At 67.9% G+C, this 19,914-nt stretch carries 14 protein-coding genes and 3 rRNA genes; 1 reads left to right on the plus strand and 16 read right to left on the minus strand.

Annotated elements, in window-relative coordinates:
• Positions 1-49: 49 nt before the first annotated feature.
• The 13 genes from F4560_RS22420 to F4560_RS22480 all read right to left on the minus strand — a co-directional run bounded on the left by F4560_RS22420 (position 50) and on the right by F4560_RS22480 (position 12,600).
• Positions 50-667: an NUDIX domain-containing protein gene (locus tag F4560_RS22420; protein ID WP_312869420.1), complete on the minus strand. Its 618-nt coding sequence runs from the start codon at positions 665-667 to the stop codon at positions 50-52.
• Positions 664-2,352, minus strand: coding sequence for a CTP synthase (gene pyrG / locus F4560_RS22425; RefSeq protein WP_376775331.1), 1,689 nt, complete (start codon positions 2,350-2,352; stop codon positions 664-666). Before pyrG ends, F4560_RS22420 begins: the two co-directional genes overlap by 4 nt.
• Positions 2,353-2,768: 416 nt before the next feature.
• Positions 2,769-3,707 (minus strand): copper transporter, encoded by a 939-nt coding sequence (locus F4560_RS22430; protein ID WP_184922895.1) that lies wholly within the window; start codon positions 3,705-3,707, stop codon positions 2,769-2,771.
• The gene (gene steA, locus F4560_RS22435; RefSeq protein ID WP_184922897.1) at positions 3,704-4,888 is read right to left on the minus strand and encodes a putative cytokinetic ring protein SteA; all 1,185 of its coding nucleotides are present in this window, start codon (positions 4,886-4,888) and stop codon (positions 3,704-3,706) included. The genes F4560_RS22430 and steA overlap by 4 nt, the downstream gene beginning before the upstream one ends.
• 150 nt (positions 4,889-5,038) lie before the next feature.
• Positions 5,039-5,704: a hypothetical protein gene (locus F4560_RS22440; RefSeq protein WP_184922899.1), complete on the minus strand. Its 666-nt coding sequence runs from the start codon at positions 5,702-5,704 to the stop codon at positions 5,039-5,041.
• A 46-nt stretch (positions 5,705-5,750) separates the two neighbouring features.
• A complete protein-coding gene (locus F4560_RS22445) occupies positions 5,751-6,371 on the minus strand; it encodes a hypothetical protein (protein ID WP_184922901.1) in 621 nt (206 codons plus the stop codon).
• A complete protein-coding gene (locus F4560_RS22450; RefSeq protein WP_184922903.1) occupies positions 6,368-7,003 on the minus strand; it encodes a hypothetical protein in 636 nt (211 codons plus the stop codon). Before F4560_RS22450 ends, F4560_RS22445 begins: the two co-directional genes overlap by 4 nt.
• Complete coding sequence (recN, locus tag F4560_RS22455) at positions 7,000-8,781, minus strand: DNA repair protein RecN (protein WP_184929313.1); 1,782 nt, start codon at positions 8,779-8,781, stop codon at positions 7,000-7,002. The genes F4560_RS22450 and recN overlap by 4 nt, the downstream gene beginning before the upstream one ends.
• A 79-nt stretch (positions 8,782-8,860) precedes the next feature.
• On the minus strand, positions 8,861-9,742 hold the full coding sequence (locus tag F4560_RS22460; protein ID WP_184929314.1) for an NAD kinase: 882 nt from the start codon (positions 9,740-9,742) through the stop codon (positions 8,861-8,863).
• A gap of 65 nt (positions 9,743-9,807) precedes the next feature.
• Positions 9,808-10,614 (minus strand): TlyA family RNA methyltransferase, encoded by an 807-nt coding sequence (locus F4560_RS22465; protein WP_184922905.1) that lies wholly within the window; start codon positions 10,612-10,614, stop codon positions 9,808-9,810.
• Positions 10,615-10,617: 3 nt separating this feature from the next.
• A complete protein-coding gene (locus F4560_RS22470) occupies positions 10,618-10,791 on the minus strand; it encodes a hypothetical protein (protein WP_179118254.1) in 174 nt (57 codons plus the stop codon).
• Positions 10,792-10,796: 5 nt separating this feature from the next.
• On the minus strand, positions 10,797-11,582 hold the full coding sequence (locus tag F4560_RS22475) for an HAD-IIA family hydrolase (RefSeq protein ID WP_184922907.1): 786 nt from the start codon (positions 11,580-11,582) through the stop codon (positions 10,797-10,799).
• A 154-nt stretch (positions 11,583-11,736) separates the two neighbouring features.
• The gene (locus F4560_RS22480; protein ID WP_246477870.1) at positions 11,737-12,600 is read right to left on the minus strand and encodes a tetratricopeptide repeat protein; all 864 of its coding nucleotides are present in this window, start codon (positions 12,598-12,600) and stop codon (positions 11,737-11,739) included.
• Between the two features lie 192 nt (positions 12,601-12,792).
• Here F4560_RS22480 and F4560_RS22485 point away from each other — a divergent pair, with 192 nt between their 5' ends.
• Complete coding sequence (locus F4560_RS22485) at positions 12,793-14,148, plus strand: hypothetical protein (RefSeq protein WP_184922909.1); 1,356 nt, start codon at positions 12,793-12,795, stop codon at positions 14,146-14,148.
• Positions 14,149-14,237: 89 nt separating this feature from the next.
• Here F4560_RS22485 and rrf read toward each other — a convergent pair.
• From rrf to F4560_RS22500, 3 genes are all read right to left on the minus strand, one after another.
• Positions 14,238-14,354 (minus strand): 5S ribosomal RNA (rrf, locus tag F4560_RS22490).
• 106 nt (positions 14,355-14,460) lie between these two features.
• Positions 14,461-17,542: ribosomal RNA gene (locus F4560_RS22495) — 23S ribosomal RNA — on the minus strand.
• A gap of 356 nt (positions 17,543-17,898) precedes the next feature.
• Positions 17,899-19,415 (minus strand): 16S ribosomal RNA (locus F4560_RS22500).
• Together the 16S, 23S and 5S rRNA genes form the textbook arrangement of a ribosomal RNA operon.
• Positions 19,416-19,914: the final 499 nt, after the last annotated feature.

Here is a 19,914-nt window from a genome sequence, read left to right on the forward strand (position 1 = left end):
TTCGACACGCGGGGTCCGGAGGTTCGACTCGCGCGGTGAAAGGAGTGGGCTAGCGGGAGGCGAAGCGGGTGGGGCGGTCGGGGAAGGGGGCGTCGGACGGGCGGCCGGAGGCGCCGCCGGTGACCACGGTGTGTGCGGCGAGCAGGCCGGACACGGCGGGGCCGTTCACGATCTCCCCGGCCAGGACCATGTCCACCGCCTCGGCCAACGGGAAGCTGTGCGCCTCCAAGTCGGCCTCTTCCTCACCCTGCACCTCGCGGTCCACCACGGTCAGCCCACGGGCCAGGAACACCCGCACCACCTCGTCGGTGAACCCCGGCGACACGGCGACGTCCACCAACGTCACCCACTCCGACGCCGCCAGCCCTACCTCCTCGGCCAACTCACGGCGCGCGGCGGCCAGCGGCGTCTCGTCACCCCCGTCCAGCAACCCGGCGGGCAGCTCCCACAGCCGACGCCCCAAGGGGTGCCGGTACTGGTGGATCAACGTCACCGCGCCGGTCTCGTCCAACGCCACCACCGCCACCGCACCGAGGTGTTCCACCACCTCGCGCGACGCCGTCCCACCACCGGGCATGGCGACCTCGTCAACACGCAACGCGACCACCCGCCCCACGTGCACGTCCTGCGACGACACCGTCGAGAACGCATGCCTGGGAGAAGTCACTGCGCCGCCCCAGCCGGTTCGGACAACGGCAGCCGGTCGGCCAGCCGGTAGTCCAACGCCGCCTTCACGAACGCCGCGAACAGCGGGTGCGGACGGGTCGGACGCGACTTCAGCTCCGGGTGCGCCTGCGTGCCCACGAAGAACGGGTGCACGTCGGCCGGCAGCTCCACGAACTCCACCAGCCGCCCGTCCGGCGACGTGCCGGAGAACACCATCCCCGCCGAGCCCAGCTGCGAGCGGTACGCGTTGTTCACCTCGTACCGGTGCCGGTGCCGCTCGGACACCTCGACCGACCCGTAGGCCGCGGCCACCTGCGACCCCGCCGCCAGCGACGCCGGGTAGGCGCCGAGCCGCATGGTGCCGCCCATGTCCCGCTGCCCGGAGACGACGTCCTCCTGGTCGGCCATGGTGCTGATGACCGGCGTGCCGGTGTCCTCGAACTCGGACGAGTTCGCGTCCGCGATCCCGGCCAGGTTCCGCGCCGCCTCGATCACCATGCACTGCAACCCCAGGCACAGCCCCAACAACGGGATGCCACGGGTCCGCGCGTACGTGATCGCGCCGATCTTGCCCTCGATGCCGCGCACCCCGAAACCACCGGGGATGAGGATCGCGTCGAGCCCGCCCAACGCGTGCGCCGCGCCGGAAGGCGTCTGGCACTCGTCCGACGGCACCCACACGATCTCGACCTTGGTGCGGTGCGCGAACCCGCCCGCGCGCAGCGCCTCGGTCACCGACAGGTAGGCGTCCGGCAGGTCGACGTACTTGCCGACCAGCGCGATGCGGACCTTCTCGGACGGGTTGTGCACCCGCTCCAGCAGGTCGCCCCACACGGTCCAGTCGACGTCGCGGAACGGCAGCCCGAGCCGCCGCACCACGTACGCGTCCAGACCTTCGCCGTGCAGCACCTTGGGGATGTCGTAGATGGACCGCGCGTCCACCGCCGCCACCACCGCGTCGAGGTCCACGTCGCACATGAGGCCGATCTTGCGCTTCAACGCGTCCGGGATCTCCCGGTCCGCCCGGCACACGATCGCGTCGGGCTGGATGCCGATGTTGCGCAACGCCGCGACCGAGTGCTGCGTCGGCTTGGTCTTCAGCTCGCCCGACGGCGCCAGGTACGGCACCAGCGAGACGTGCAGGAAGAAGACGTTGTCGCGGCCGACGTCGTGGCGCACCTGTCGGCACGCCTCCAGAAACGGCAGCGACTCGATGTCGCCGACCGTGCCGCCGACCTCGGTGATCACCACGTGCGGGGTGACGCCGTCGGAGCCCGGCTCGGCCATGGCGCGGATGCGCCGCTTGATCTCGTCGGTGATGTGCGGGATCACCTGGACCGTGTCGCCCAGGTACTCGCCGCGCCGCTCCTTCGCGATGACCTCGGAGTACACCTGCCCGGTGGTGACGTTCGCGTCACCGGACAGATCACGCGCGAGGAACCGCTCGTAGTGGCCGATGTCGAGGTCGGTCTCCGCGCCGTCGTCGGTGACGAACACCTCGCCGTGCTGGAACGGGTTCATCGTGCCCGGGTCCACGTTGAGGTACGGGTCCAGCTTCTGCATGGTCACGCGGAGTCCACGTGCGGTGAGCAGCTGTCCGAGGCTCGACGCGGTCAACCCCTTGCCGAGGGACGACGCCACACCCCCGGTGACGAAAACGTGCTTGGTCGTACGTGCCTGCTGCACCAAAGAGGCTCCCCGTGGTCTGGATGTCCGCAAGGGGACCGGCTGCGGTGGTTCCGCACAGCTCAGCGCCCTGTCCACGGGCCCTAACGCTAACACGCCGCCGGTCACCCAGCGCGCCGGCAGGCCCGGTGGCGTGTCACTCGGATGGCCTACGGCCGTCCGGACCGGGCGCCGGGGGCCGGTGAACCACGCGGAAACACCCGGGAACATCCCGGAACGCCCTGGAACGTGCCCGGAACGCCGGTGCCGGCCAGGGATCGGCCAACGGTCGGCCCAGTGGGCCCGCAGCCCTCGGCGCGGCACCCGGAGCGCTGCCCGCCACCCGGAGGCAGACGGGTCTGCCAACCCCACCGCCGCGCCGCCACCCCAGGCAGGTCTGCCAACCCCGGCGCCGCGCCGCCACCCCGGCCAGGGGGTCAGCCCACCGCCCCCGGAGCGGTGCCCTCCGCGTTGCCCGCCACCCCGTACCGCCCGGACCGGCCCTCCAGCTGCTCCCGCAACGCCAGCACGGTCACCACCCGCCCAGCCGCCGTGTCCACGTTGTCCACGGTGGACAGCACCGACGTGGCCGCCGTGTCAGCCCGTGCCACGCCGACCGCGCCGGTCCCATCAGCCGAACCCGAACCGCCCGCCAACACCGTCCCCGCACCGGACCGGTCGAGCTGGCTCGCGAACCGCGCCACCGTCGCCGCCCGGTCCGCCGCCGAGTCACCCCGCACCGCGCCACCCGTCAACACCACCGCGAGCTGCGCCGGCCGCACGTTCTCGCCCGGCTTGACGAAACCGGCGCTCGCCAGCCCACCCAACGCCGCCGCCGTCTCGTCCGGCGTGGCCTGCGGCTGGTTGTCGTCCTTGCCGATCAGCAGCAGCGTGCCGAGCAACGCTCCCGCCCGAGTCCCGGGGTCCGCGCCGGTGGGCAGCTGCGTGCCCGCGGGCTGGAGCCGGGCGACCAGGTTCAGCAGCTGGTCGGCCTTGTCCGGGTCGGCGAACGACTCCGTCAGCTGCACCTCGCCGGTGACCGTCGCGCCCGACGCCCGCAGCAGCTCGGTCAGCGCGTCCCGGTCGTTCGGCTTGGCGTCGGCGGTGGTGACGACCACGATGGTGCGCTCCGCCAGCTGCCCCTTCACGGCGAGCGGGCCGACGGAGGTGGCGAACCGGTCCGAGTCGGCGACCCGGGCGTCCAACGCGTTGCGCTCGGCCTGCAACGTGGAGACCTCTTGGCCCAACGCGCTCTTGTCGTCGTTGAGCCCGGACAGCAGCCGGCCGCTGATGGCGGTGGAGCCGAGCACCACCCCGACGGCGAGCGCCAGGAACACCGCGGTGATCGAGACGATGTGGTAGCGCAGCGAGATCACGCGAACAACCCCCTGAACCAGTCGACGACGGATCGGAACGCGTCGGCCGCCATGTCCACGTAGACCTGGCCGACCCCGGACACCGCCAGCGCGGCGACCATCACCACGACCGCGGACAGCACCAGCAAGGCGATCACACCGAGCGACACGCGGCTGCGGTGCAGCGCGGCGACGGCGTGCCCGTCCACGAGCTTGTTGCCCAGCTTCAGCCGGGTGAGGAACGTCGACGGGTTGGACCCGGAGTGCCCCCGGTCCAGGAACTCGCGCAGGCCCGCCTGGAGGCCGACGGTCACCACCAGCGACGCGCCGTGGGCGTCGGCCAGCAGCAGGGCCAGGTCCTCGGCGTTGCCCGTCGCGGGGAACGTCACCGCGCCGATCCCCAGGTCCTGGATGCGTTCCAGGCCCGGCGCGTGGCCGTCGACCTGCGCCGGCACCACGACCTCGGAGCCCGACCTCAGCGTCTCGGTGCTGATGGCGTCCGGGTCGCCGACGATGACGTCCGGCTTGAACCCGGCGGCGTGCAGGGTGTCCGCGCCCGCGTCGACGCCGATCAGCACCGGCCGGTACTCCCGGATGTACTTGCGGAGTTTGCGCAGCTCCTCGGCGTGCGTGGGGCCGCCCGCGACGACCAGCACCTGCCGGTCGCGGATCGGCACGAACAGCTCGGGCACGCCCACGCCGTCGAGGATCAGCGCGCGTTCCCGGCGCAGGAACTCGATGGTGTTCGCGGAGAACGCCTCCAGCTGCGCGGCCATGCCCGCCTTGGCCTCGATCATCGCGTCGGCGATCGACTCGGCGGTCTGCTCGGCGCCGCGCGCGACCTCCTTGTCGCCGACGAAGATGGCGCCCTCGTGCAGGCGCAGCTTCGTGCCGTCCTTCAGGTCGCGCAGCACCGACGTGCCGACGCCGTCGACCAGCGGGATGCCGGCCTCGACCAGCAGCTCCGGGCCCAGGTTCGGGAACCGGCCGGAGATGGACGACGACGCGTTGACCACGCCCACCACCCCGGCGTGCACGAGGGCCTCGGCCGTGCGGCGGTCGATGTCGACGTGGTCGAGGACCGCGACGTCACCGGGACTCAGCCGGCGCAGCAAGTCGCCCGAACGACGATCGACCCGCGCCACGCCGACGACCCCTGGCAGTTCGCGGTTCGTGCGGCCGAGCAACCCGGAGAGCTTCATGAACCGATGGTGACTCACATCGCGCGCGGTTCGGCTGCCAACACGCCGAACGAATCCGGGCTGGTCAGTGCCGTCACCATTCCACAGTGGACTGATTAACCCGGTAGAGTGACGTGGATCGGCGCACCGCCGTCGCGTCGACTCGCGGTGCTACCTCGGGTGGTCCGGCCCCTCGGCGGGCCGCTCGTACCCAGTCTCGGGGATCTGCGCCACCTCGACCACCGGGATCTCCGCCACCGGGATCTCTGACACCGGAATCCCGAACGGCGGCGTGTCCATGTCCTCGTCGCCGTCGTCGTCCACCCGGTACACCACCGTCCCGGCGACGGGGACCACGCGCCGGCTGTGGATCAGCACCACGCCGACGACCGCGCCCACCGCCGCCGCGACCAACATCCAGGTGCCCTCGCCCACGTCCTCGACGTAGGCCCCGGGGTCCTCGGGCGGACGCGTCCTGCCGAGCAGGGACGCCACGTACGAACCCGTCGCCGCGACCGAACCGACCAGCACACCCGTCGCGCCCACCCCGAGGTAGCGGGCCGCCAGCCGTTGCGACTCCGGCAAGAACACCAACGCCGCCGCGACCACCAACAACACCCCCGCCACCACGATCGGCACCCCGAACCGAGGGCTCTGGAAGGCATCGAGATCGAGTCCCTGCGGGACGTTCAAGTACGCCGTCCGCCACGACGACACGACGGCCATGAACCCGCCGTCCCCGGCATGGCCCTGTCGGAACAACGGCAGGAACGTGCCCAACACCGCCGCGACACCGGCCACCAGCAGCAAGACCGCACCTAACAGCCGCCGGCTCACGTCGCTGTCTCCTTGTGCCACACCGGGAAAACGCTCGCGTAGGGCATCACTTGGCGCGATCCTCCCCGTCCGTGGTCCGCTCGTGCCCGCTCTCGGGGATCTGGGCGATCTCGACCACCGGTATGCCGAACGGCGGGGTGTCCACGTCCTCGTCCGCGTCGTCGTCCACCCGGTACACCGCCGGCCCCTCGGGACGCGGCTCGGCACGGCGGCTGTGAATCAGCACCACACCGGCCACCGCGACCACCGCCGCCGCGACCAACATCCACGTGCCCTCGCCCAGTCCCCCGGCGAAGTGCTCGTAGCCGACGGCCGACGCCACGAACGAACCCGTCGCCGCCACCGAACCGATCAGCAGACCCGTCGCGGCCACCCCGAGGTAGCGGGCCGCCAGCCGTTGCGACTCCGGCAGGAGCACCAACGCCGCCGCGACTGCCAACAACACCGCCGCCAGCACGATCGGCACCCCGAACTGGGGGCTCTGCCAGGGTTCGCCGTCCACTTCCGGGGTGGTGTACGCGAACTCGAGCTTCCACGACGACATGACGGCCTGCCGCCGGCCGTCCCCGTTGTAGCTGCCCTCCCAGTACAACGGCAGGAACGTGCCGACCACCGCCACGACACCGGCCACCAGCAGCAAGACCGCGCCTAACAGCCGCCGGCTCACTTCTCCTCCACCACGACCGTCTCGGGGATCGGCGCGATCTCGACCACCGGCAGCTCCGCCACCGGAATCCCGAACGGCGGGGTGTCCATGTCGTCGTCCCCGTCCACCCGGTGCACCACCGCCCCCTCGGGACGCGGCTCGGCGCGCCGGCTGTGGATCAGCACCGCGCCGACCACCGCGACCACCGCCGCCGCGACCAACACCCAGGTGCCCGCACGGACTTCCTCCGTGTAGCTGCTCAACGTGGACTCGTCCTCGTGCGACACCGCGGCCATGACCACCATTGCCGTCACCGACACCGCCCCGACGAGCAGACCAGCGCCGCCTACCGCCGTGTACCGGGCCGCCAACCGCTGGTGCTCCGGCAGGAACACGAGCGTCGCCGCGACCACCAGCAGCACCGCCGCCAGCACGATCGGCACCCCGAACTGAGGGCTCGACCCCAGCATGAGGTCGATGTCCATCTGCTTCGAATCCGTGGTCACGCGCCACGACGTCGTGGTGAACCCGATCCGCACGTCCTGGCGGGCGCCGAAAACGCTGCCCTCCCAGTACAACGGCAGGAACGTGCCGACCACGGCCGTCGCGGCGGACGCCACGAGCAGCAGCACCCCGAGAAGCCTCCGGCTCACTTCTTCCGCGCCTTGCGGCGTACCACCGGCACGCTCTCCTTGTCCGCCTTCGCCGCCGCCAACAACTCCTCCGCGTGCGCACGACCGGTGTCGGTGGAGTCCATGCCCGCGAGCATCCGGGCCAGCTCGACCACCCGCTGCGACTCGTCCAACCTCCGCACACCACTGCGCGTCAGCACGCCGTCCGCCGTCTTGTCGACCACCAGGTGACGGTCCGCGAACGCCGCCACCTGCGGCAGGTGCGTCACCACGATGACCTGGTGGCTGCGCGCCAACCGGGCCAGCCGACGGCCGACCTCCACCGCCGCCCGACCGCCGACACCCGCGTCGACCTCGTCGAACACCAGCGTCGGCACCGGGTCGGAGTGCGACAGCACGACCTCCAGCGCCAGCATCACCCGGGACAGCTCGCCACCGGACGCGCCCTTGTGCACCGGAAGGGCGGGCGCGCCGGGGTGCGCGATCAAGCGCAGCTCCACGTCGTCCACACCGCCCGTGCCCGCGTGCAACCGCTGCCCGTCCACGTCCACAGCCTGCGGATCGCCCGGCTCCGCCACCCGTGGCCGCACCGCGACCTCGACCGTGGCGTGCGGCATGGCCAGCCCGGTCAACTCCTCGGACACCGCGCGGCCCAACTCCTCCGCCGCCGAGACCCGCTCGGTCGTCACCTGCTTCGCGTACCCGGCCAGCTCCACGGCCAGCTCGTCACGCCGCGCGGCCAACGCCGCCAACGCCTCGTCCGACGTGTCGAGCCCGGACAGCCGCGACGACGCGTCCTGCGCCCACGCGATCACACCGTCCACGTCCGCCGCGTACTTGCGCGTCAACGACTTCAGCTCGGCCTGACGGGCGAGCACCTGCTCCAGCCGCGCCGGGTCGGCGTCCAAGTGCTCCAGGTACGACACGATCTCCGTGCCCACATCGGCCAGCAGCGTCTCCGCCTCCACCAGCCGCGACTCCATCCCGCGCAGCTGGGGGTCGTCGGAGGCCGCCAGCCGCCGCCGGGCCTCCCCGATCAGCCCCAACGCGCCGGGCACGTCCGGGTCGCCGTCCGGCGAGCCCGCCACCGCGTACTGCGCGCCGGTCGCGGACTCCCGCAACTGGTCGGCGTCGGCGAGCCGGCGCGCCTCGGCGACCAGCTCCTCGTCCTCACCGGGCTTCGGGTCGACCGAGGTGATCTCGGCCAGGCCGTGCCGCAGCATCTCGGCCTCGCGGGCCAGCTCGTGCGACCGCGCGGTGCGCTCGGTCAGCTCCGTCGCCACCCGCAGCCACTCGTCGCGGATCTTCCGGTACGCGCGCAGCGGCTCGCCCACGTCGTCACCGGCGAACCGGTCCAGCACGGCGCGCTGCTCGGTGGGCCGCAGCAGCCGCAGCTGGTCGTTCTGCCCGTGCACGGCGAGCAGCTGCTCGGCCAGCTCGGCCAGCACCCCGACCGGCACGGAACGACCGCCAAGGTGGGCACGGGAACGGCCGTCGGCGCCGACGGTGCGGATCGCGATCACGCTGCCGTCGTCGTCCGGCTCACCGCCGACCTCCTCGGCGACCTTCGCCGCCGGGCTGCCCGCGGGCGCGTGGAACCGCCCCTCCACCACCGCTTTGTCCGCGCCGTTGCGCACGCGGGACGCCTCGGCCCGACCACCGCCCAAGAGGTGGAGCCCGGTCACGACCATCGTCTTGCCCGCACCGGTCTCGCCCGTCACCACGGTGAAACCGGCGTCGAGCTCAAGGGTGGCCTCGTCGATCACACCGAGGCCCTGGATGCGCATCTCGGCCAGCACGTGCCGAACACTACTGGGCGACACGGACAAAGCGTGTGCTCGGGGGCCGGTGCGCCTTACTTGATCTTCACCTCGATCGTCAGCCGGCGGACGGGCCGCGCCACCCCTGCACCGGCAGCCCGAACTTCTCCACCAGCCGGTCCGTGAACGGTCCCGGCCGCAGCCTGATCAGCCGCAACGGGGTCCGCCCGCCGACCACCTCGACCCGCGCGCCGGGCGGCAGGTTCACCGTGCGGCGACCGTCCGCGCACAGCACCGCCGGATGCCCCCCCGGGTCGACCTCCAACGCCACCACGGACCCCGGCGACACGACCAACGGGCGTGCGAAGAGGGCGTGCGCGTTGCTCGGCACCACCAGCAGCGCCTGCACGTCCGGCCACACCACCGGCCCGCCCGCGGAGAACGCGTACGCCGTCGACCCGGTCGGGGTGGCCACCAGCACGCCGTCGCAGCCGAACGCCGACACCGGCCGCCCGTCCACCTCCACCACCACGTCCAGGATGCGTTCCCGCGTGCTCTTCTCCACGCTGGCCTCGTTGAGCGCCCACGTGCTCTCCAGCACGTCGCCGTTCACCGACGCCGTGATGTCGACCGTCATCCGCTCCTCGACCTCGTAGTCGCGGTCGATGACGTGCGTGATCGCCTCGTACAGCGCGTCGGAGTCCGCCTCGGCCAGGAACCCGACCCGGCCCAGGTTCACCCCGAGCACCGGCACACCCGCCGCCCGCGCCAACTCGGCCGCGCGCAGCAGCGTGCCGTCACCACCGAGCACGAACACCAGTTCGGTGCCCTCGGCGGCCTTCTCATCGGCCAGCACGACCTGCGTGAAGCACGACGGGTCCAGCTCGGGCGCCTCGTCCTCCAGCACCCGCAGCCGCACCCCGCCCGCCGCGAACCGCGCCGCGACCTCCTGGGCCACCAGCACGTTGCTGCGCCGTCCGGTGTGGACGACCAGCAGGATCTCCCTGGTCGCCGGAGCACTGGCCCCGTCGGCGTTCGCCGGGCCGGAGTTCACTGGGGGGGCGTTCACTGGGGCCCTTCCGCTACGGCGGCGCGCACGAGCGCGGTGGCGTCCGCGGCGTCCAGGGGTTCGCCCCGGCGCAGCCAGACGAAGAACTCGACGTTGCCCGACGGTCCGGGCAGAGGGCTGGCGGTGGCGCCGTGCAGCCGCAGGCCGAGCCCGGCCGCGGACGCGACCACGTCCAGCACCGCCTCGGCGCGCAACTCCGGATCCCGCACCACACCGCCCGAACCGAGCCGGTCCTTGCCCACCTCGAACTGGGGTTTCACCATCGGGATCAGGTCGCCCTCCCCGTCGAGGCACGCGGTCAGCGCGGGCAGCACCAGCCGCAACGAGATGAACGACAGGTCGGCCACGACGAGGTCGACCGGACCGCCGATGTCCTCCGGGGTCAACGACCGGACGTTCGTCTTGTCCTTGACCACGACCCGGTCGTCGGTGCGCAACCGCCAGTCCAGCAGCCCCCGGCCGACATCGGCCGCGACGACCTCCCGAGCCCTCGCGCGCAACAGCACGTCGGTGAACCCACCGGTCGACGCGCCCGCGTCCAGGCAGCGCCTGCCCTTGACGTCCACCGCCTCGAACGCCTCCAGCGCGCCGACCAGCTTGTGCGCGCCCCGCGAGGCGTAGTTCGGGTCGTCGGTCTCACGGACCACCAACGCGGTGTCCAGTTCGACGGCGGTCGCGGGTTTCGTGGCCACCGTGCCCCGCACGGTCACCTTGCCCTCGGCGACGAGTTGGCTCGCGTGCTCCCGTGACCTGGCCAGCCCGCGGCGGACCAGTTCGGCGTCCAGCCGAGCCCTGCGCGGCACCGGTCAGACCTTGTCGATGGTGGACAACGCGGCGGTCAACGCCGTGTGCGCGTCGTCGAACCGGGCCACGTGCTCGACCACGTCGAGCTGATCCAGCCCGTCGAGACCGGCCAGGGCGTCGTCGATCCCGGCCACGGGATCACGCGGCGGGCCGGGAAGGGGAACCTCGAAGCTCACGGGATTCAAGGTAGCCGAAAGAGCACCGAGAGGTCGGCAGCCACGTAGGTAGGACGCAGGTCCTCCGGCAGGCTCTCCGCCTCCGCCTCCGTGGACACGCCGGTGAGCACCAGCAACGAGTCCATGCCCGCGTTCACCGCGCCCGCGATGTCGGTGTCCAGCCGGTCGCCCACGACCAGCGGCCGTTGCGCGCCCGCGGACTTCGCCGCCTGCTCCAGCAACGGCGTCGCCGGCTTGCCCGCCACCAGCGGTTCCACGCCGGTGGCCGTCTTCAGGGCGGCGACCAGCGAGCCGTTGCCGGGCAGCAGACCGCGTTCGGTGGGCAGCGTCGCGTCCACGTTGCAGGCGACCCAGTGCGCGCCGTTCCGGATCGCGACGCACGCCTCGGCCAGCTCACGCCAACCCAGGTCCTGCGACAGGCCCTGCACCACGGCCGTGGCGCCGTCGGCGCGGTCGGTGGGCTCGAACCCGCGCAGCCGCACCTGCTCTGCCAACGCGTCCGTGCCGAGGACGAGCACGGTGCTGCCGGCCGGCACCAGGTCGAGCAGCATCGCCGCGCCCGCCTGGGCACTCGTGCTCACCTCGTCCAGCGCGGCGTGGAAGCCCAGTTCGTTCAGGTGCTCGGCGACGGTTTCCGGCGACCGGGACGCGTTGTTCGTGACGAACCGGATGCCGGTGCCGTGCTCACGGGCGGCGGCGACCGCCTCCACCGCGCCCGGGACGACTTCCCGGCCCCGGTAGACCGTGCCGTCGAGGTCCAGCAGCAGGGCGTCGTAGCGGGCCAGCAGCACAGGCGTCTCCGTTCGCGGTGTCCTACGGACAGTCTGAAGGCTCGGCGCCGGGTGGCGCCGAGCCTTCAGGTGTGACTTGTGTTGCGCCTTCGGGGTTCACGCCGTTCGGCGCTCACCCCAGCCGGTTCACTCCAGCCGGTTCACTTCTACGAGCTCACTCCTGCGGGCTCAGGTCGAACGCCCGCTCGGCGGCATCGGTCTCGTTGTCGTCGTCCGCCTGGGCCGCGTTGAGGAACCACTTGACGGCCTCGTCGGTGCGGCCCGCGGCTTCGAGGTTGTCCGCGTAGGCGTAGAACAGCCGGGCGCTCCACGGCTCACGCCGCTTCTCGTCCAGGTCGTCGCCCTGGAGGGCCACCACGGCCGCGTCCAGCTGACCCATGTCCCGACGAGCGCCGGCCGCCACGATCCGCAGCTCCACCGCCTCTTCGGGGGCCAGCGTCGCCACCTGCGCCTCACGTGCCAGCTCGATCGCCCGCTCCGGACGCCCCAGCGCCCGCTCGCAGTCGGCCATCACCGCGACGTGCCCGGTGCTGCTCGACATGCGACGTGCGGCCCGAAGCTCGGACAACGCCTCGGCCCACTCACCGGCGTGGTAGGCGGTCAGCCCGGCGGCTTCACGAACCACCGCGACCCGCGCCGCCTTCGACCGCGCGTACCGCGCGTGCTCCAACGCCAGCTCGGGCTCGCTGTCGATCAGCATGCCCGCTGCGGCCAGGTGCCGACCGACGATGTCGGCCAGACCCTTGGGCAGCCCGCGCAGCTCCTGCTTGACCTCGGGGTCGAGCGCGGAGATGTCGGCGCCCTCAGGAACCTCAGGCGTGCGAGCCCGCACGTACACCGGCTCGTCCGCCACAGCCGTCTCGGCCACAGCAGCCGCCTCGCCCACAGCAGGCTCGGCAGCAGCAGGCGCTTCCAGCTCGCCGGCCTCAGCCTCGACGTCTGCCTCGACCTCTACTTCGCCGTCAGCCTCAGCATCGTCCTGGTCGGCGTCGGCCTGGTCGTCAGCAACGACCGGCACCGCCTCGACCTCAACCGCGTCGACGACAACTGCGTCAACCTCGGCTGCGTCAACCACAGCGTCGTCGGCAGCGGTGTCCTCGGTGACCTGCGAGCCGTCGGTCTGCGCGACCCGGTCCTGGAACCTCGCGGCCCGATCACGGCTCCGCGCGTCCCGACGGTCGTCACTCGGCTTGTCGTGCGCAGGCCGGTCATGCGAGGGCTTGTCGTAACGAGGCTTGTCCTGCCGCGGCTTGCTGCCGTGGCTGGGCTTCTCGTAACGAGGCCGGTCGTCCCGACGCGGGTAGCTGCTGCGCTCCCCACTGGGACGGTCACTGCTCGACCGGTCACTGCTGGAACGGTCATCACGACGCGGGTAACCACCGGTGCGCTCGCCACCACGGTCATCACGACGCGGGTAGCTGGGACGCTCACCGCTGGGCTTGTCGTCCCGGCGGGGGTAGCTCGGGCGGTCACCGCTGGGTCGGTCGTCCCGACGCGGGTAACCACCACGCTCACCACTGGGCTTGTCGTCCCGACGCGGGTAGCTGGGACGGTCGCCACTCGGCCGGTCATCACGACGGGGGTAGCTCGGGCGGTCGCCACTCGGCCGGTCATCCCGACGCGGGTAACCACCACGCTCACCACTGGGCTTGTCATCCCGACGCGGGTAGCTCGGACGGTCGCCACTGGGACGGTCGTCCCTGCGCGGGTAACCACCGCGGTCACCGCTCGGCTTGTCGTCCCGACGCGGGTAACCGCCACCGCTGCTGGGACGGCCACTGCCCGCACGGTCATCACGACGCGGGTAGCTGCTGCGCTCACCACTGGGCTTGTCATCGCGGCGGGGGTAGCTCGGGCGGTCACCGCTGGACCGGTCATCACGACGCGGGTAGCTGCTGCGCTCACCACCGCGGTCGACCTTGCGGAACCCACCACGGTCACCACTCGGCCGGTCATCCCGACGGGGGTAGCTGCTGCGCTCACCACTGGGCTTGTCATCGCGGCGCTGGTAACCGCCACTGGGCCGGTCGTCCCTACGCGGGTAGCTGGGTCGCTCACCGCGGTCAGCCCCACGGGGCGCACCGCGATCGGAAGAGCCACGGTCGTAACGAGGCCGCTCACCACGGCTGTCATCGCGCCGGAACCCGCCCCGGTCACCGGTGCGGTCGTCGCGCCGCGGCGCGCTGCCGCGATCGTCACGAGGCTTGTCATAGCGGGGCCGCTCACCGGAATCCCGGCGCGGAGCGGCGCCACGGTTGTCGTCCCGGCGCGGAGCGGCGCCACGGTCGTCACGAGGCTTGTCATAACGAGGCCGCTCGCCTCGGTTGTCATCTCGCCGGTCGCCACCGCGAGGCTTGTCACCACTGGTGTACCGGTCGTTGCCGGGCCGGTCATCCCGACGCGGGCCACCGGTCGACCGTTCACCCGAACCACGGGCGTCACGGCCACCACTGCTGGTGGTCGGCTTACGAAATCCCTGGGCACGGCCACCGTCGTCGGATCGGCGCGGTCGGTCTCCCTGGCCACGCTGACGGTCGCCGGGTCGATCCCCGAACCTGGGCACTAGCTCCTCCTACTGGTGGACACGCCGAAAGGGCTTGCGGTTTGGAGCACAAATCAATGTGCCCCCAACCACAAGCCCTTTCAGGGAAGAATGTTCGGCGGCGTCCTACTCTCCCACACCCTCACGAGTGCAGTACCATCGGCGCTGGAAGGCTTAACTACCGGGTTCGGAATGGGACCGGGTGTTCCCCCACCGCTATGACCACCGAAACACTATGAAATTACCAACCCGTAGGCACCCGACCCAGACACAATGTCTGGACCAGATGGTCCGGTTCGGTTCTTTCAGAACCGCACAGTGGATGCGTAGCGTCTTCATGACAAGTCCTCGGCCTATTAGTACCGGTCAACTCCAGCCGTTACCGACCTTCCATCTCCGGCCTATCAACCCAATGGTCTGTTGGGGGCCTTAACCCACAAAGGGGTGGGATACCTCATCTAGGAACAGGCTTCCCGCTTAGATGCTTTCAGCGGTTATCCCTTCCGAACGTAGCCAACCAGCAATGCCCTTGGCAGGACAACTGGCACACCAGAGGTCCGTCCGTCCCGGTCCTCTCGTACTAGGGACAGCCTTCCGCAAGTATCCTACGCGCGCGGCGGATAGGGACCGAACTGTCTCACGACGTTCTAAACCCAGCTCGCGTACCGCTTTAATGGGCGAACAGCCCAACCCTTGGGACCTACTCCAGCCCCAGGATGCGACGAGCCGACATCGAGGTGCCAAACCATGCCGTCGATATGGACTCTTGGGCAAGATCAGCCTGTTATCCCCGGGGTACCTTTTATCCGTTGAGCGACCACGCTTCCACAAGCCATGGCCGGATCACTAGTTCCGACTTTCGTCCCTGCTCGACCTGTCGGTCTCACAGTCAAGCTCCCTTGTGCACTTGCACTCGACACCTGATTGCCAACCAGGCTGAGGGAACCTTTGAGCGCCTCCGTTACTCTTTGGGAGGCAACCGCCCCAGTTAAACTACCCACCAGGCACTGTCCCTGATCCGGATCACGGACCGAGGTTAGACATCCAGTACGACCAGAGTGGTATTTCAACGACGACTCCACACTGACTGGCGTCAGCGCTTCACAGTCTCCCACCTATCCTACACAAGCCGAACCGAACACCAATACCAAGCTATAGTAAAGGTCCCGGGGTCTTTCCGTCCTGCCGCGCGTAACGAGCATCTTTACTCGTAATGCAATTTCGCCGGGCCTGTGGTTGAGACAGTCGAGAAGTCGTTACGCCATTCGTGCAGGTCGGAACTTACCCGACAAGGAATTTCGCTACCTTAGGATGGTTATAGTTACCACCGCCGTTTACTGGCGCTTAAGTTCTCAGCTTCGCCCCGAAAGACTAACCGGTCCCCTTAACGTTCCAGCACCGGGCAGGCGTCAGTCCGTATACATCGTCTTGCGACTTCGCACGGACCTGTGTTTTTAGTAAACAGTCGCTTCTCGCTGGTCTCTGCGGCCGAAAAATCCTAGCCCGCAAGGGGCTTCAAATCCCTCGGCCCCCCTTCTCCCGAAGTTACGGGGGCATTTTGCCGAGTTCCTTAACCACAGTTCGCCCGATCGCCTCGGTATTCTCTACCTGACCACCTGTGTCGGTTTGGGGTACGGGCCGCATGAACACTCACTAGAGGCTTTTCTCGGCAGCATGGGATCACTCTACTTCGCCTCAATCGGCTATGCATCACGTCTCAGCCTTAATGCAGCACGGATTTGCCTATGCTACGGCCTACACGCTTACACCAGTACTACCACTCACTGGCGGAGCTACCCTCCTGCGTCACCCCATCGCTTGACTACTACAAGTTCAGGTCCCGCGCTCCACGTCGAAGGTCATCCGAAGACAACCCCCGGGCTTCGGGCGGTTAGTATCACAAGGTTCGCCATGGGCGCGTTCACACGGGTACGGGAATATCAACCCGTTGTCCATCGACTACGCCTGTCGGCCTCGCCTTAGGTCCCGACTTACCCTGGGCGGATTAGCCTGGCCCAGGAACCCTTGGTCATCCGGCGGACGAGTTTCTCACTCGTCTTTCGCTACTCATGCCTGCATTCTCACTCGTCCAGCCTCCACACCTGGATCACTCCGGCGCTTCAATGGCTGAACGACGCTCCCCTACCCATCCCAGCGTTACACTGAAATGACACGGCTTCGGCGGTGTGCTTGAGCCCCGCTACATTGTCGGCGCAGGACCACTTGACCAGTGAGCTATTACGCACTCTTTAAAGGGTGGCTGCTTCTAAGCCAACCTCCTGGTTGTCTGGGCGACCCCACATCCTTTCCCACTTAGCACACACTTAGGGGCCTTAGCCGGCGTTCTGGGCTGTTTCCCTCTCGACTACGAAGCTTATCCCCCGCAGTCTCACTGCCGCGCTCTCACGTACCGGCATTCGGAGTTTGGTTGATTTCGGTAAGCTTGTGGGCCCCCTAGACCATCCAGTGCTCTACCTCCGGCACGAAACACACGACGCTGCACCTAAATGCATTTCGGGGAGAACCAGCTATCACGGAGTTTGATTGGCCTTTCACCCCTAACCACAGCTCATCCCCCAGGTTTTCAACCCTGGTGGGTTCGGGCCTCCACGTAGTCTTACCCACGCTTCACCCTGGCCATGGCTAGATCACTCCGCTTCGGGTCTAGACCACGCGACTCAAACGCCCTATTCGGACTCGCTTTCGCTACGGCTACCCCACACGGGTTAACCTCGCCACGCAGCACTAACTCGCAGGCTCATTCTTCAAAAGGCACGCCGTCACCCCTAAAGGCTCCGACGGATTGTAGGCACACGGTTTCAGGTACTATTTCACTCCCCTCCCGGGGTACTTTTCACCTTTCCCTCACGGTACTAGTCCGCTATCGGTCACCAGGTAGTATTTAGGCTTAGCGGGTGGTCCCGCCAGATTCACAGCGAATTTCACGAGTACGCTGCTACTTGGGAACACTGTAAGAAGACGGTGAGTTTTCGCGTACGGGACTTTCACCCTCTACGGCCACGCTTTCCAGACGCGTTCCGCTAACGACACCGTTTTATGACTTCTTGTCAGCTCGGCAGAACTGACGAACAGGTCCCACGACCCCGCACACGCAACCCCTGCCGGGTATCACACGAATACGGTTTAGCCTCTTCCGCTTTCGCTCGCCACTACTCACGGAATCACGGTTGTTTTCTCTTCCTGCGGGTACTGAGATGTTTCACTTCCCCGCGTTCCCTCCACACGCCCTATGTGTTCAGGCGTGGGTGACCCCACATGACTGGGGCCGGGTTTCCCCATTCGGATACCCTTGGATCTCAGCTCGGTTGACAGCTCCCCAAGGCTTTTCGCAGTCTCCTACGTCCTTCATCGGCTCCTGGTGCCAAGGCATCCACCGTGTGCCCTTAATAACTTGCCACAAAGATGCTCGCATCCACTGTGCAGTTCTCAAAGAACAACCAGACACCATCCCACGATGCCCACGCCTGCCAACCGGAGCTGGCGGTTCGCGGACGGAGACCGTCCTGTCGCTTCCTCGCTGAGCAAAACACTGTGCGTGTTCCCTCAGGACCCAACAGCGTGCCGAACAGAAGTCTCGAACCCTCTGGAGACCCTTCCATGTTCCCGAAGGAACCGTACTAACTCTCCAAACAACCCAGGATTCTGTATATAGCCAGCATCCACATCATTGAGCGACCATCCGACGATCATTCGCCGCCGGCATGGCTCTCCACAGGCCCTCTCGAAAGAAGACCGGTGAGGAATGCTCCTTAGAAAGGAGGTGATCCAGCCGCACCTTCCGGTACGGCTACCTTGTTACGACTTCGTCCCAATCGCCAGTCCCACCTTCGACCGCTCCCCCCCTTACGGGTTGGGCCACGGGCTTCGGGTGTTACCGACTTTCGTGACGTGACGGGCGGTGTGTACAAGGCCCGGGAACGTATTCACCGCAGCGTTGCTGATCTGCGATTACTAGCGACTCCGACTTCACGGGGTCGAGTTGCAGACCCCGATCCGAACTGAGACCGGCTTTGTGGGATTCGCTCCACCTCACGGCTTAGCAGCCCTCTGTACCGGCCATTGTAGCATGTGTGAAGCCCTGGACATAAGGGGCATGATGACTTGACGTCATCCCCACCTTCCTCCGAGTTGACCCCGGCAGTCTCCCATGAGTCCCCGCCATTACGCGCTGGCAACATGGAACGAGGGTTGCGCTCGTTGCGGGACTTAACCCAACATCTCACGACACGAGCTGACGACAGCCATGCACCACCTGTACACCGGCCACAAGGGGGGCCGTATCTCTACGGCTTTCCAGTGCATGTCAAGCCCAGGTAAGGTTCTTCGCGTTGCATCGAATTAATCCACATGCTCCGCCGCTTGTGCGGGCCCCCGTCAATTCCTTTGAGTTTTAGCCTTGCGGCCGTACTCCCCAGGCGGGGTGCTTAATGCGTTAGCTGCGGCACGGAGGACGTGGAAGTCCCCCACACCTAGCACCCACCGTTTACGGCGTGGACTACCAGGGTATCTAATCCTGTTCGCTCCCCACGCTTTCGCTCCTCAGCGTCAGTATCGGCCCAGAGACCCGCCTTCGCCACCGGTGTTCCTCCTGATATCTGCGCATTTCACCGCTACACCAGGAATTCCAGTCTCCCCTGCCGAACTCAAGTCTGCCCGTATCGACTGCAGGCTCCACGTTAAGCGTGAAGTTTTCACAGCCGACGCAACAAACCGCCTACGAGCTCTTTACGCCCAATAATTCCGGACAACGCTCGCACCCTACGTATTACCGCGGCTGCTGGCACGTAGTTAGCCGGTGCTTCTTCTGCGGGTACCGTCAGTTGCCCTTCGTCCCCGCTGAAAGAGGTTTACAACCCGAAGGCCGTCATCCCTCACGCGGCGTCGCTGCATCAGGCTTTCGCCCATTGTGCAATATTCCCCACTGCTGCCTCCCGTAGGAGTCTGGGCCGTGTCTCAGTCCCAGTGTGGCCGGTCACCCTCTCAGGCCGGCTACCCGTCGTCGCCTTGGTAGGCCATTACCCCACCAACAAGCTGATAGGCCGCGGGTCCATCCTGTACCGCCGGAACTTTCCACCCACCACCATGCGGAGGCAGGTCATATCCGGTATTAGACCTAGTTTCCCAGGCTTATCCCAGAGTACAGGGCAGGTTACCCACGTGTTACTCACCCGTTCGCCGCTCGTGTACCCCGAAGGGCCTTACCGCTCGACTTGCATGTGTTAAGCACGCCGCCAGCGTTCGTCCTGAGCCAGGATCAAACTCTCCAATAAGGAATGTTTGATCGCTCCGAACAACACTGACATTAATGTCAGTTGTCCAGTAACAATCTCAAAGGAAACCTCTTGACAGAGGTTCATAAATTTACTGGCTATTCGGCACGCTGTTGAGTTCTCAAAGAACACGCGCTCATCATCACTCACCGCTCGCGCGGCTCGGTCCGAGGCATGTGATTCAGAAATGCTGTGGTGAAACTAGACGCCCTGGCCGCAACGGCTCAGACGAGCCGGGACTGGGTCTTCCGTTTCCAGATCACCCACTCTACCACGCTAGCGGGAGCTTGGTTCGTGACCTGCAGCGCTCCGTTCCGGTTTTCCCGGCCCGTTCCGCGCTGACATGGAGAAAGTTACACGCACCCGAACCGGAGGTCAAATCGGGGGCGCAGCACCACACCACTGGCTGAAACCGCAGGTCAGCAGCCCGTGGTGCACTCGACTCCACGCTATCCGACCCGATCCGACTGCAACAGTGTGACCGCGATCACATCGACGA

It is taken from the genome of Saccharothrix ecbatanensis (assembly GCF_014205015.1).
In the GTDB taxonomy this organism is placed as follows: Bacteria; Actinomycetota; Actinomycetes; order Mycobacteriales; family Pseudonocardiaceae; genus Actinosynnema; species Actinosynnema ecbatanense.

Coding starts and splice junctions, on each gene's coding strand:
- F4560_RS22485 (WP_184922909.1), top strand. CDS start 12,793: ATGCGAGGGCTTGTCGTAACGAGGCTTGTCCTGCCGCGGCTTGCTGCC.
- steA (WP_184922897.1), bottom strand. CDS start 4,888: ATGAAGCTCTCCGGGTTGCTCGGCCGCACGAACCGCGAACTGCCAGGG.